Source organism: Streptomyces sp. NBC_00377, assembly GCF_036075115.1.
GTDB lineage: Bacteria > Actinomycetota > Actinomycetes > Streptomycetales > Streptomycetaceae > Streptomyces.
In genome coordinates, this window is the sequence record NZ_CP107958.1 from 6,933,616 (window position 1) to 6,946,815 (window position 13,200).

Annotated in this window: 11 protein-coding genes; 7 read left to right on the top strand and 4 right to left on the bottom strand. The window is 70.3% G+C overall.

What is annotated here, in order from left to right:
* Positions 1-59: 59 nt before the first annotated feature.
* Positions 60-614: a methylated-DNA--[protein]-cysteine S-methyltransferase gene (locus tag OHS71_RS30760; protein WP_328482581.1), complete on the bottom strand. Its 555-nt coding sequence runs from the start codon at positions 612-614 to the stop codon at positions 60-62.
* A gap of 96 nt (positions 615-710) precedes the next feature.
* Positions 711-1,601 (bottom strand): glycerophosphodiester phosphodiesterase, encoded by an 891-nt coding sequence (locus tag OHS71_RS30765; RefSeq protein ID WP_328482582.1) that lies wholly within the window; start codon positions 1,599-1,601, stop codon positions 711-713.
* A 273-nt stretch (positions 1,602-1,874) separates the two neighbouring features.
* On the opposite strand from OHS71_RS30765, the gene OHS71_RS30770 reads away from it, so the two are divergent.
* The 7 genes from OHS71_RS30770 (at position 1,875) to OHS71_RS30800 (ending at position 10,694) form a co-directional block, all read left to right on the top strand.
* Positions 1,875-2,738 (top strand): MHYT domain-containing protein, encoded by an 864-nt coding sequence (locus OHS71_RS30770; RefSeq protein WP_328482583.1) that lies wholly within the window; start codon positions 1,875-1,877, stop codon positions 2,736-2,738.
* A 97-nt stretch (positions 2,739-2,835) separates the two neighbouring features.
* Entirely contained in the window at positions 2,836-4,980 is a 2,145-nt protein-coding gene (gene uvrB / locus OHS71_RS30775) for an excinuclease ABC subunit UvrB (RefSeq protein ID WP_328482584.1), read from the top strand.
* Positions 4,981-5,139: 159 nt separating this feature from the next.
* Entirely contained in the window at positions 5,140-5,718 is a 579-nt protein-coding gene (locus OHS71_RS30780) for a TerD family protein (RefSeq protein ID WP_079663041.1), read from the top strand.
* A 53-nt stretch (positions 5,719-5,771) separates the two neighbouring features.
* Positions 5,772-7,781 (top strand): TerD family protein, encoded by a 2,010-nt coding sequence (locus OHS71_RS30785; RefSeq protein ID WP_328482585.1) that lies wholly within the window; start codon positions 5,772-5,774, stop codon positions 7,779-7,781.
* A gap of 225 nt (positions 7,782-8,006) precedes the next feature.
* Positions 8,007-9,008 (top strand): TerC family protein, encoded by a 1,002-nt coding sequence (locus OHS71_RS30790; RefSeq protein ID WP_328482586.1) that lies wholly within the window; start codon positions 8,007-8,009, stop codon positions 9,006-9,008.
* Between the two features lie 126 nt (positions 9,009-9,134).
* Positions 9,135-9,449 carry a hypothetical protein gene (locus tag OHS71_RS30795; RefSeq protein ID WP_328482587.1) on the top strand — a complete coding sequence of 105 codons (315 nt, stop codon included), beginning with the start codon at positions 9,135-9,137 and terminating at the stop codon, positions 9,447-9,449.
* A gap of 144 nt (positions 9,450-9,593) precedes the next feature.
* Positions 9,594-10,694: a calcium:proton antiporter gene (locus tag OHS71_RS30800; RefSeq protein ID WP_328482588.1), complete on the top strand. Its 1,101-nt coding sequence runs from the start codon at positions 9,594-9,596 to the stop codon at positions 10,692-10,694.
* Here the strand turns inward: OHS71_RS30800 and OHS71_RS30805 are convergent.
* Together OHS71_RS30805 and OHS71_RS30810 are read right to left on the bottom strand one after the other, a co-directional pair.
* Positions 10,684-11,988: an MFS transporter gene (locus tag OHS71_RS30805; protein WP_328482589.1), complete on the bottom strand. Its 1,305-nt coding sequence runs from the start codon at positions 11,986-11,988 to the stop codon at positions 10,684-10,686. The genes OHS71_RS30800 and OHS71_RS30805 overlap by 11 nt on opposite strands.
* Positions 11,989-12,058: 70 nt before the next feature.
* The gene (locus OHS71_RS30810; RefSeq protein ID WP_328482590.1) at positions 12,059-13,105 is read right to left on the bottom strand and encodes a S66 family peptidase; all 1,047 of its coding nucleotides are present in this window, start codon (positions 13,103-13,105) and stop codon (positions 12,059-12,061) included.
* Positions 13,106-13,200 lie beyond the last annotated feature (95 nt).

Here is a 13,200-nt window from a genome sequence, read left to right on the forward strand (position 1 = left end):
GATCACCGGCGCAGTCTCCTCCCCTGAACAGCGGCTCCGGTAGTACGCCTGCGGCGGTCTCAGAACAGCGGCTCGGGCAGTACGCCTTCGAGTGCGAGCAGCTTCCGCTTGGTCTCCAGACCGCCTCCGAACCCGCCGAGGCCGCCGTTGCTCTCGACGACCCGGTGACAGGGCACGACCACCGGCAGCGGATTGGCGCCCATCGCCACCCCCACGGCCTGCGCCGCCGTCGGTTGCCCCACCCGCTTGGCGAGGTCGCCGTAGCCCACGACCGCCCCGTACGGGACGCCGGACGCGAGTTCGCGCAGCACCTGGCGGTTGAAACCCGAGATCAGCGACCAGTCCAACGGCAGCTCGAAGGCCCGTCGCTCGCCGGCGAAGTACGCCTCGACCTGGCGTATCGCCTCGGCCAGCAGGGGGGAGCCGGGCGCCTCGACGGGCTCCGTGCCCAGTCGGGCCGCCAGCCGGCCGAGCGCCTTGTCCCGCACCGCGTCGGTCGCGTGGAACACGACGTTGAGCAGGCCCTCGCCGGTCGCGGCCAGCAACAGCGGACCGATGTCGGTACCGATGACGGTCCACACGACCTGCTGCTCAAACTGCCCCTGGCTGTCCATGCGCCCACCGTACGACCCGCCACTGACAATGCCCGGGGGGCGGAGCGGCCGGCCCGCTCCGCCCCCCCGCCCCGACGCCCGGGGACCGGCCGGACGTCAGTACCGGTAAAGGGCCCGCCGCACCACGTCGGGCTTGTTGGTGATGACCCCGTCGACGTGGTACCCGGCGGCGGCACGGGCGGTCGCGGCGTCGTCGACGGTCCAGGCGAACACCTTCACCGGTGTGCCGTGCGGTCCGGTGAGCGTGTGCACGGCGGCGACGTACGCCGGCGAGAGGGAGGCGAACGACGGGTTGACCAGATCCGCGAAGGCCGCGAACCGGGACAGGTCCGCGACGGCCGGTGTACCCAGCAGGCCGGTCCTCACCGCGGGCTTCAGCTCGTGCACGGTGCGCAGGCTGTCGGCGCTGAAGCTCTGCACGATCAGCCGGTTGGTGAGGTGCCGCCGGTCCAGCCAGCCCTCGTTGCTCAGCAGCTTGAGGGTCTGCTGCTCGATCCCGGGATAGAGCTCCGGGTTCTTGACCTCCAGAAGGAGCTTCTGATGGTGGTGCTCGACCCGGTCGAGGTACTCCGCGAGCGTCGGCACGCGCGTGCCCGCGTACGCGGAACCGAACCAGCTCCCCGCGTCGAGGCGGGCGATCTCGGCCGCGGTGAAGTCCCGCACCTTCCACGGAGCGCGTCCGGGGAAGACCTCCTCGACGTCGGTCGTACGGCGGAGGCTGTCGTCGTGGATCACCACGAGTTCGCCGTCCTTGGTGCGCTGGACGTCGTTCTCCACCCAGCCGATGCCCAGCGCGGCCGCCTCGTCGACGGCGGCCAGAGTGTTCTCGGGAGCGTAGGCGGAGGCGCCCCGGTGGGCGATCACCGACGGCCGGAGGGCGATGCCCGCCCGTGCGTCGTGAACGGGAAGCAGGAGGGCGACGGTGCCCAGGAGGGCGACGGTGCCGAGAACCGCGGCGGTCGTGGCGGCAACTGCGCGCGCGTGCATGCGTACTCCTCGCGTCAAACCATCACATACAGCTCAACAGTGACAGCAGTGGGTCATCGACGGAGCCGTACAGGACGATCACAGAGCGAAAGAAGACGGCCGGTGCCGCTCACGGGTGCCGCACATGTGCGATAGGGACGTGTTTCTTTGCCGGAAAATCGTTCGACCATTCCGGTGGGGGTCATACTCTCTCTCAGCCTTGACCGCGCTCAGCGGTCCTGAGAGGGGCGCGTTTTCAGGCAGATCCAGCAACAGGGCGAAGGGCAACCGCGCATGCAAGGCACGGTCGACGGTTTCAGCTACGGACTCGTCACCCCGCTGGTGGCCTATCTCATGGCCTGCCTCGGCGGTGCTCTCGGCCTGCGCTGCACCACCAGAGCCCTGCTCGTGGCCCAGTCCTGGCGCCCGGGCTGGCTGGCCCTCGGCTCGGCGGCGATCGGCTCCGGTATCTGGACCATGCACTTCATCGCGATGATCGGCTTCACGGTCGAAGGCGCCCCGATCCACTACGACAAACCGATGACCTACGCGAGCCTGGGCGTCGCCATCGTCATGGTGGGCGTAGGGATCTTCATCGTCGGCTACCGGGGCGCGACCGGGACCGCGCTGTTCACCGGGGGCACCATCACCGGACTGGGCATCGCGTCGATGCACTACCTGGGCATGGCCGGAATGAGCTTCAACGGCACCTTGCGGTACAACACGCTCACCGTGGCCGTCTCCGTCGCCATCGCCATGGCCGCCGCCACCGCCGCCCTGTGGGCCGCGGGACAGGTCAGGGGTTTCCTGTGGAGCGTGGGTGCCAGCGCGGTGATGGGGCTGGCCGTGACCGGCATGCACTACACCGGGATGGCCGCCCTGAGCGTCCATCTGCATCCGGGGACCCCGACCGCGGGCGACTCTCCCGCGGCCCTCCTCGCCCCGATGCTGATCGGCCCCCTCGCCTTCCTCTGCCTCGCGGGTGCCGTCGTGATGTTCGACCCGCTGATGGTCATGGGCAGGCCCGACTGGACCCCCACCGAGCACAAGCCCGGCGTCCCCGCGCACCCGCCCGCCCCGCACCCGTCGGGCCGCTCCCAGCTCCACAGTCGCCGGAAGGTCACGCACCGCGAGTCCCGCACCCCGCAGAACCGCTGACTCCCGGAGCCGGCGCACTCCGGGCGGACCCGGACGGAACCTGGGCGGAACCCCTGATCGGACCCCGTTGTCAGTGGGTGGTCGTACGGTGGATGACATGCGGCCCGTTTCCCACATCGAACGCACGGTGGCGCCTTTCGAGGTCGTCAGCCCCTACCAGCCCAGCGGCGACCAGCCGGCGGCCATCGCCGAGCTGGCCAAGCGCGTCGAGGCAGGTGAGAAGGACGTCGTCCTGCTCGGCGCGACCGGCACCGGAAAGTCCGCGACCACCGCGTGGATGATCGAGAAGCTCCAGCGCCCCACCCTGGTGATGGCGCCGAACAAGACCCTGGCCGCCCAGCTGGCGAACGAGTTCCGCGAACTGCTGCCGAACAACGCGGTCGAATACTTCGTCTCGTACTACGACTACTACCAGCCCGAGGCGTACGTCCCGCAGTCGGACACCTACATCGAGAAGGACTCCTCGATCAACGAGGAGGTCGAGCGCCTGCGCCACTCCGCGACCAACTCGCTGCTCACCCGCCGCGACGTCGTCGTGGTCGCCTCGGTCTCCTGCATCTACGGCCTCGGCACCCCGCAGGAGTACGTGGACCGGATGGTCCCGCTCCGCGTCGGCGACGAGGTCGACCGGGACCAGTTGCTCCGCCGCTTCGTCGACATCCAGTACACGCGCAATGACCTGGCGTTCAGCCGCGGGACCTTCCGGGTGCGCGGCGACACCATCGAGATCTTCCCGGTCTACGAGGAGCTCGCCGTCCGGATCGAGATGTTCGGCGACGAGATCGAGGCCCTGTCGACGCTGCACCCGCTCACCGGCGAGATCATCAGCGACGACCAGCAGCTGTACATCTTCCCGGCCACCCACTACGTGGCGGGACCCGAGCGCCTGGAGCGGGCCGCCAACGACATCGAGAAGGAGCTGGGCGAGCGCCTGGCCGACCTGGAGAAGCAGGGCAAACTCCTGGAGGCCCAGCGTCTGCGGATGCGCACCACCTACGACCTGGAGATGCTCCGCCAGATCGGCTCCTGCTCCGGTGTCGAGAACTACTCGATGCACTTCGACGGCCGGTTGCCCGGCTCCCCGCCGAACACCCTGCTCGACTACTTCCCGGACGACTTCCTGCTCGTCATCGACGAGTCCCATGTCACCGTCCCGCAGATCGGCGCCATGTACGAGGGCGACGCCTCCCGTAAGCGCACCCTCGTCGACCACGGCTTCAGGCTGCCCTCGGCGCTCGACAACCGCCCGCTGAAGTGGGAGGAGTTCCAGGAGCGCATCGGGCAGACCGTGTACCTGTCGGCGACACCCGGCAAGTACGAGCTCTCGCGCGGGGACGGCGTCGTCGAGCAGATCATCCGCCCCACCGGTCTGATCGACCCCGAAGTCGTCGTCAAGCCCACCGAGGGCCAGATCGACGACCTGGTGCACGAGATCCGCACCCGGGTGGAGAAGGACGAGCGCGTCCTGGTCACCACGCTGACCAAGAAGATGGCCGAGGACCTCACGGGCTACTTCCTGGAACTCGGCATCCAGGTGCGCTATCTGCACAGCGACGTCGACACGCTGCGCCGTATCGAGCTGCTGCGCGAGCTGCGCGCCGGCGAGTTCGACGTCCTGGTCGGCATCAACCTCCTGCGGGAGGGCCTCGACCTGCCCGAGGTGTCCCTGGTGGCGATCCTCGACGCCGACAAGGAGGGCTTCCTGCGCTCCGGCACCTCGCTGATCCAGACCATCGGCCGCGCGGCGCGCAACGTCTCCGGTCAGGTCCACATGTACGCGGACAAGATCACCCCGGGCATGGAAAGGGCCATCGACGAGACCAACCGCCGCCGGGAGAAGCAGGTCGCCTACAACACGGCGAACGGCATCGACCCGCAGCCGCTCCGCAAGAAGATCAACGACATCGTCGCCCAGATCGCCCGCGAGGAGGTCGACACCGAGCAGCTGCTCGGCACCGGCTACCGGGCGAAGAAGGACGGGCGGGGCACCAAGGCCCCGGTGCCCTCCCTCGGTGACAAGGCGGCCAAGGGCGCCAAGTCCAAGTCGGCCGGGGGCAAGGCCAAGGAGACGGTGCCGACGGACCGTCCCGCGGCCGAACTCGCCGGGCAGATCGAGGAGATGACGGAGCGTATGCGGGCCGCCGCCGCCGATCTCCAGTTCGAGGTGGCCGCACGGATCCGCGACGAGGTCTCGGAGATGAAGAAGGAGCTGCGGCAGATGAGGGAGGCGGGTCTGGCCTGACGGGCCCCTGCGGTGGCTGTGCCCTAGCCCGCACGCACTGTGTTGCAAGAACGACACAAAGTCCGGGCCTGGGTACGGCACTGTCAGTGCCTTTGCGTAGGGTTTCCGTCAACCGCGGGATCGCGGCAACAGGGGACAGTCCGAGAGGGGAATCAGCGCGTGACCGTCAACATGACCAAGGGTCAGGCCATCAGTCTTCAGAAGAACGACGGGGGCAGCCTGACCGCGGTGCGCATGGGTCTCGGCTGGCAGGCGGCCCCGCGGCGCGGCCTGTTCGGTTCCCGGACCCGGGAGATCGACCTCGACGCCTCGGCCGTTCTGTTCGCCGACAAGCAGCCGGTCGACGTCGTCTTCTTCCGCCACCTGGTGAGCGACGACGGCTCCGTCCGTCACACCGGTGACAACCTCGTCGGCGGTGTCGGCCAGGGCGGGGACGACGAGGCGATCCTCGTCGACCTCGCGCGCGTGCCGGTCCACATCGACCAGATCATCTTCACGGTGAACTCCTTCACCGGCCAGACGTTCCAGGAAGTGCAGAACGCCTTCTGCCGTCTGGTCGACGAGACCAACGGCCAGGAGCTCGCGCGCTACACGCTGGCGGGCGGCGGCGCCTACACGGCCCAGATCATGGCGAAGGTGCACCGGGTGGGCGGGGGCTGGAACATGACGGCCCTCGGCACGCCGGCCAACGGCCGCACCTTCCAGGACCTGATGCCCGCGATCCTGCCCGCGCTGTAGGGCGCGAAGCGGCACACGACGACACCGGACGCGACGCAGGGGGACGACAGGCGATGACGGCCGAGCTGGTGCGGGGACAGAATCATCCGCTCTCCCAGGTCCGCCTCGAGATCCGGGTCTCGGCAGGCAGGCCGGTCATGGCGGTCGCCGCGCTCGGCGACGAGAGCGGCCAGGTCCCCGGCGTCGAGTGGGTGGCGCACCCGGGTGTGCCCACCCTGCCCGGCCTGGAGGTCTCCCGGCAGGCGGCCGCCGACCACCGCCTCGCGGTGGATCTGGACGCCGTGTCGGCGACCGTGCACCGGGTCAGCGTCCTGCTGGCGCTGCCCACGGGCGTCGGCGGACCGGTGAGCTTCGGCTCGGTCGCCGCCCCCTTCGTCGCGGTCACCGGCCTCGACGGCAGTGAGGTCGCCACCTACACGATCACCGGTCTGGACGCGGAGTCGGCGGTCGTCGCGCTGGAGCTGTACCGGCGCCAGGGCGCGTGGAAGGTGCGTGCCGTCGGCCAGGGCTACGCGGGCGGTCTGGCCGAACTCCTCACCGACCATGGCCTGCCGCAGGCGCATCAGCTCGCGGCGGGCATCAACGACGCCGTGGTCCAGGGCCTGGCCCGCTCGGTGCCTGCCCCTCCACCGCGTACGGCCGAAGGCGACCGCTCCCGGCAGGCGGCCGCGTCCACGCTCGGACCGGACCAGAACGGCTCGCCGTACGGTGCGCAAGGCACCCAGGGCGGCGCCGGCCCGTACGGGGCGACCCCGCAGGGCCCCTCGGGGGTGGGCTACCCGGCGGGCGCCACGCCGACGGACCCCGAGGCCACCCAGCAGACGCCGGCGGCAGCCACCAGTGGTGGCCCGATCGACTACAGCCACCCGCGCCGGCAGAACGCCGCTCCGCCCCCGCCCCCGCCCACCGCGCCCCCGGTCGAGCCCGGGCAGCCCGCCCGGCCCGTCGCGGGTGACGCGACCGGGTGGTCCATGGAGGAGCGGCTCTACAACCAGGTCTGGGGCATGTTCGAGGATCTGGCGCGCAGCACGGCCGCCTACCGCAGCGCGGTCGACTTCGCCGAGGCGCGGATGGAGAAGGAGCTGGACCAGGTCCTGTCCGACCCGCGCAGCAGGCTGGGCGGCCAGGGCGACGCCGCCCGGGAAGCGGCCCAGTCGAGGCACATTCAGCTCGTCGACCAGGCCAGGGAGGCGCTGGACCGGGACCTGGTCCAGCTGGGCGCCGAGGCGGATGTCGTGGAACCGGCGCTGCCCGCGGCGTACGCGCGCTGGGACAACCCCGTCTGGCACGCCTACCGGGTGCCGATGGAGATGCCGATGGCCGTGCGGCTGGGGGATCTCCACCTTCCCGAGAGCGATCCGCTGCGTATCCCGATGCTGGTCAGGCTCCCGCTCGAACGGGGCCTGTGGATCGACAGCGGGCGGTCCGGCTCGTCCGACGGGTCGTTCGCCGACTCCCACGAACTGCGGCGCCTCGCGATGGAGTCGGCCGTGGCGCACATGGCCCGGCTGCTGGCGGTGCATCCGGCGGACGAGTTCACGGTGCACGTCATCGATCCGGCCGGTTCGGGCGCCCGGGAACTCGCGCCGCTGGTGCACAGCGGGGTGCTCGCGGCCCCGCCCGCGGTCGGCGCGGCAGGTGTCGCGGCGGTCCTGGGGCGGCTCACCGAGCGCGTCGACCTGGTGCAGATGGCGGTGCGTGGCGGTATGGCCGACTCGCTGCCGCCCGGCTTCGACACGGCCCAGCAGCTTCTGGTCGTCAACGACTTCCCGCACGGTTTCGACGACCGTGCCGTGACCCAGCTGCGTTACCTCGCCGACGAGGGTCCCGGCGTCGGCGTCCACCTGATGATGGTGGCCGACCGGGAGGACGCCGACAGTTACGGTCCGTTGCTGGACCCGCTGTGGCGCGGGCTGCTGCGCCTGACACCCGTGGCCGACGATCACCTCGCCGACCCCTGGGTGGGGCACGCCTGGACGTACGAGCCGAGCGTCGTGCCGTCCGGCAGCCAGGTGCTCCAGCAGGTGCTCGCGCAGGTCGCGGAGGCGCGCACCAAGTACTAGTAAAGGCTCCTGACCAGCACGCTTGGTCTTTCTTTTGCCAATCGCTTTACCTTTTCTTGGTGGTTGGGGTACTGTTTTCCTCACGGAGGGGAGTACTCCCGCTGCGACGTACCCGTCAATACGGATCAGGCCTGATCCCGGGGCGTCGGCCCGGTTCCGGGTGGAAGAGACCTCCGGCAGCGCGACGACGCTGATCACCTGCCGTTACGTACTGCCGGAGGCGCAGTGGATGTTTCCCTGGCCCTATGGGTCCTGACCATCGTGGGCCTTGCCGCCCTCATCGCGGTCGATTTCTTCATCGGCCGCAAGCCGCACGACGTGTCGATCAAGGAAGCCGGGATCTGGACGGTCGTCTGGATCGCCCTTGCCGGACTCTTCGGAGCCGGGCTGCTCGTTTTCGGCGGAGGTGAACCGGCCGGCGAGTTCTTCGCGGGCTTCATCACCGAGAAGTCGCTCAGTGTCGACAACCTCTTCGTCTTCGTCCTGATCATGGCGAAGTTCTCGGTCCCGTCGCAGTACCAGCAGCGGGTCCTGCTCGTGGGCGTCCTCATAGCCCTGGTCCTGCGGGCGATCTTCATCGCCGCGGGCGCCGCGATCCTCGCCAGCTTCGCGTGGGTGTTCTACCTCTTCGGCGCCTTCCTCATCTGGACCGCCTGGAAGCTCATCCAGGAGGCCCGGGCCGACGAGGAGGACGAGGAGTTCGAGGAGAACAAGCTGCTCAAGGCCGTCGAGAAGCGCTTCGGCGTGGCCGACCGCTATCACGGCACGAAGCTGTGGATCGAGCAGAACGGCAAGCGGGTCATGACCCCGATGCTGGTCGTGATGCTCGCCATCGGCACGACCGACGTGCTCTTCGCCCTCGACTCGATCCCGGCGATCTTCGGTCTGACGCAGGACCCGTACATCGTCTTCACGGCCAACGCGTTCGCCCTGATGGGTCTGCGTCAGCTGTACTTCCTCATCGGCGGTCTGCTGAGGAAGCTGGTCCACCTGAGCTACGGCCTGTCGGTCATCCTCGGCTTCATCGGCGTGAAGCTGGTGCTGCACGCCCTGCACGAGTCCGGGGTCCACGTCCCCGAGATCAGCATCCCGGTCTCCCTCGGCGTGATCTGCTCCGTCCTGATCGTCACCACGATCACCAGCCTGCGGGCATCGCGCAAGCAGGCGGCGGACGAGGCGGCGCAGACCGGGAGCGAAGGCGCTCCGAAGGACAGCATCGAGGCCTGACCACGGAGTACGTAGGAACAACCACCCCCGGGAGCGGTGCGCGGCCAATTGCCGAGCGCCGTTCCCGGTGCTTCGTTGAGAGCTGGGCGTTTCCGTGCGGGAGCGCCGGATCCGGGTGGAGGCACCATGGGCACATCGCAGAGGTTCGTCCAGATCGTCGAGTTCGAGACCGACCGCATCGACGAGATGCGGGCGCTCGCCGAGGAAGGGGATCAGCGCATCACCGGGCGAGCCGACGGCCCGACGCGCCGCCTGGTCCTGAAGGACCGGAACCAGCCGAACCGCTACCTCGTGGTCGTCGAGTTCGACTCCTACGAAGAAGCCATGCGCAACAGCGACGACCCCGAGACGGCCAAGTTCGCGGAGCGGATGGGCGCGCTCTGCACCAGCCCGCCGTCCTTCACCGACTGCGACGTCGAGGACACCACCGAGTTCCGCTGACGGCGTCCGCGCACGGGCCCTCCTGTACCGGCCCGGCAAGCACAGGCGCCGGCCGGTACGGACCGCGGGGCCGGCACGGAGTACGGGTCGCGCGAGCCGTACGGCTGGCATGCGCAGCCCCTGCGCCTCTGCGACCATCGCAGCATGATCGCTCGGCTCGGATCGGTCACGGCCCGGTGGACATCCCTGGTGCCCGCGCTGGCGGTGGTCCTGCTGGCCCTGACCTGGGGGCGTGACCTGCCTGGCGCGGTCGTCGCGGTGGTCACCCTGGTCCTCGCCGGAGCGGTCCTCACCGCCGTGCACCACGCGGAGGTCGTCGCCCACCGGGTCGGTGAACCCTTCGGATCCCTCGTCCTCGCGGTCGCCGTGACCATCATCGAGGTCGCCCTGATCGTCACCCTGATGGCGGACGGCGGCGACAAGAGCTCGACCCTGGCCAGGGACACGGTCTTCGCGGCCGTGATGATCACCTGCAACGGCATCGTCGGCCTGTGCCTCCTGGTCGCCTCGCTGCGCCACGGCACGGCGATCTTCAACCCGGAGGGCACCGGCGCGGCGCTGGCGACCGTCGCGACCCTGGCCACGCTCAGCCTGGTCCTGCCGACCTTCACCACCAGCAAACCGGGCCCGGAGTTCTCCACCGTCCAGCTCACCTTCGCCGCACTGTCCTCACTGGTCCTGTACGGCCTGTTCGTGGCGACCCAGACCATCCGGCACCGCGACTACTTCCTGCCGATCACCCGGCAGGGAGACGTGATCACCGCCGACGACCACGCCGGCGCCCCCACATCCCGGACCGCCTGGACCAGCCTCGGGCTGCTCGGCCTGGCGTTGATCGGCGTGGTGGGCCTCGCCAAGGGCGTCTCGCCCACGATCGAGTCCGGAGTGGACGCCGCCGGACTGCCCCAAGCGGTCGTCGGTGTGATCATCGCGCTGCTCGTGCTGCTCCCCGAGACGATCGCTGCGCTGCGCTCCGCCCGCCGCGACCGGGTGCAGACCAGCCTCAACCTCGCCCTAGGCTCCGCGATGGCCAGCATCGGTCTCACGGTCCCGGCGGTCGCCCTGGCCTCCGTCTGGCTCTCAGGGCCGCTCGTCCTCGGCCTCGGCCCCACCCATATGGTGCTGCTCGCGCTGACCGTCGTCGTCAGCTCGCTGACGGTGGTACCGGGACGGGCCACGCCGTTGCAGGGCGGCGTCCATCTCGTGCTGTTCGCGGCCTACCTGGAGTTGGCGATCAATCCGTAGCCGGTCGCACGGCGGCCACCCGCACCGGCCGGGTCTCCGGCAACAGCGCGAAGCAGCCCAGGCTGAGCAGCGCGATCCCCGTCAGATAGGCGCCCACACCCCACGGGACACGCCCCGAGTGCTCGGCGAGGGCGGTCGCCACGATCGGCGTGAGCGCGCCCCCGAGGACACCGCCCAGGTTGTAGCCGACCGCCGCACCGGTGCAGCGCACGCGCGGCGCGTAGAGCTCCGGCAGATACGCCGAGATCACCGCGAACATCGTGACGAAGGCGAGCAGCGCCCCCAGGAAGCCGAGGAACATCGGCAGCGGCTGGCCGGTCGAGAGCAGCGCGACCAGCGGGAACATCCACAGCGCCGCCGCCGCGCAGCCCACGAGGCACAACGGCCGGCGGCCGAAGCGGTCGCCGAGCATCGCCATCACGGGCGTCAGCGCACCCTTCACCACCACGGCGGCCATGATGCAGACCAGCATGACCGTGCGGCTGACCCCCAGCCGTTCCGTCGCGTACGCCAGGGACCAGGTCGTCACCGTGTAGAAGATCGCGTACCCGACGGCGAGCGCGCCGGCGGTCAGCAGGACGAGCCGCCAGTGGTCGCGCACGACCTCGGCGAGCGGCATACGCGCGTGGTCGTCGATCTCCAGGAACCGGGGGCTCTCGGGCAGCGACGACCGGAGCCACAGTCCGAGCACGGCCAGCGCCCCGGCCGCCCAGAAGGGCACCCGCCACCCCCACTGCGTGAACTGCGCCTCCGCCAGCGTCACCGAGAGGACCAGCACCACCCCGTTGGCGAGCACGAAGCCCACCGCGGGGCCGACCTGCGGAAAGCTCGACCACAGCCCACGCCGCTCGGCGGGCGCGTGTTCCGCGGTCAGCAGCACCGCACCGCCCCACTCCCCGCCGAGGCCCAGCCCCTGGAGGAAACGCAGGACGAGCAGCAGCAGGGGAGCGGCCACCCCGATCGTGTCGTACGTCGGCACACAGCCCACCGCGACCGTCGAGGCACCGGTCAGCAGCAGCGAGACGACGAGGACCGGCCGCCGCCCGCGCCGGTCCCCGATGTGCCCGAACAGCACCGCTCCCAGCGGCCGCGCCACGAACCCCACGCCGAACGTCGCGAACGCGGCCAGCGTCCCGGCCGCCGGCGAGAACGTCGGGAAGAAGAGCGGCCCCAGGATCAGCGCGGCCGCGGTCCCGTAGGCGAAGAAGTCGTAGAACTCGATGGCCGTCCCGGCGAGCGAGGCGGCCGCGAGCCGTGGCATGGAGGGCGCCGTCACGGTGCGTACGTCGTGCATGCCGCCTCAACTACCCACAGTGATCGCGGGTTACGGGGGCGCACGGGGGTGCGGCCCGCCGCGAGGGGGCTCAGTAGGTCACGATGATGCGCCGTGCGGGACCGTCGACGCGGACCGTGCCGTCGTAGGGGATGACGAACTGCGGGTCGGTGTGGCCGAAGTCCACGTCGAAGACGGCCAGGGTGTCGGGCGCGTACGCCCGCAGCGCGAGCTCCACAGCCGCGCGCTGTCCGGCGGCGTAACGAGCGGCCTCCTCCGCGCTGTTGGGGTGCTCGAAGGACCAGCTCTTGGCGCGGCCCATCAGCAGCGCGGGGAAGTGCCGCAGCAGTCCGCGCTCACCCATGCTGCGCAGGACACGGGAGACCTCCGCGGCGCTCGGCAACTCCTCCGAGGTCTCCAGGATCAGCACCCCGCCGTCGTACACCGACAGGTCGCGTGAGATCTCACGGTCGGCCATCAGCAGCATGGAGAGGGTCTCCAGGTTGCCGCCCCAACTGCGGCCCTCCACCACACGGTCGGCGTTGACCCAGCCCCAGCCGGCGCCGGGCCGGTCGGCCGGCTCCGCCTCGAAGGTCGCAGGGTCGGCCCAGTCCCTGTCGACGTCGTTCCAGCGCTCGGCGGGCCGCAGCTCATAGGGGCCCGAGGTGAACAACGCGGCGCGCTGCGAGTCGGCGGTCCACGGGTGCATGGCTCCCGGACGCCCGAGCTCGCACATGACGCTCGCGCCGTGGTAGCCGACGATGCCGGTGTTGTGCAGGTACGCCAACAGGTTGGTGTTGTCGCTCCACCCGAAGAACGGCTTCGGGTGGGCGCGCAGCAACTCCCGGTCGAGCAGGGGCAGGACGGTGATCTGGTCATCGCCCCCGATCGACGCGACGACCGCCTTCACCTCCGGGTCGGCGAACGCGGCGTGGAGGTCGTCGGCGCGTTCCTGCGGCGTCGCCCCCATCCTGCGGGTCGTCGGGTACTCGACGGGCTCGAGGCCGAACACCTCGCGCAGCCGCGCCAGGCCCAGTTCGTACGGCCGGGGGAAGAGTCCCGGCAGGCCCGAGGAGGGCGAGACGACGGCTATGCGGTCGCCGGGCGAAGGCTTGGGAGGATAGGAGGGAGCGAACATGCCGAGAGGGTACGGCCCGCTTCCCCGCGGTTTCACCGTGATAGACCGGTGCGACGCGGCGGTTCCCGACGGACCGCTCACGACGGACCGGAGGA

Excerpts from the sequence above, each read along its gene's own strand:
- OHS71_RS30760 (WP_328482581.1), bottom strand. The coding sequence starts at position 614 with ATGGACAGCCAGGGGCAGTTTGAGCAGCAGGTCGTGTGGACCGTCATC.
- OHS71_RS30765 (WP_328482582.1), bottom strand. The coding sequence starts at position 1,601 with ATGCACGCGCGCGCAGTTGCCGCCACGACCGCCGCGGTTCTCGGCACC.
- OHS71_RS30770 (WP_328482583.1), top strand. The coding sequence starts at position 1,875 with ATGCAAGGCACGGTCGACGGTTTCAGCTACGGACTCGTCACCCCGCTG.
- uvrB (WP_328482584.1), top strand. The coding sequence starts at position 2,836 with ATGCGGCCCGTTTCCCACATCGAACGCACGGTGGCGCCTTTCGAGGTC.
- OHS71_RS30785 (WP_328482585.1), top strand. The coding sequence starts at position 5,772 with ATGACGGCCGAGCTGGTGCGGGGACAGAATCATCCGCTCTCCCAGGTC.
- OHS71_RS30795 (WP_328482587.1), top strand. The coding sequence starts at position 9,135 with ATGGGCACATCGCAGAGGTTCGTCCAGATCGTCGAGTTCGAGACCGAC.
- OHS71_RS30800 (WP_328482588.1), top strand. The coding sequence starts at position 9,594 with ATGATCGCTCGGCTCGGATCGGTCACGGCCCGGTGGACATCCCTGGTG.
- OHS71_RS30805 (WP_328482589.1), bottom strand. The coding sequence starts at position 11,988 with ATGCACGACGTACGCACCGTGACGGCGCCCTCCATGCCACGGCTCGCG.
- OHS71_RS30810 (WP_328482590.1), bottom strand. The coding sequence starts at position 13,105 with ATGTTCGCTCCCTCCTATCCTCCCAAGCCTTCGCCCGGCGACCGCATA.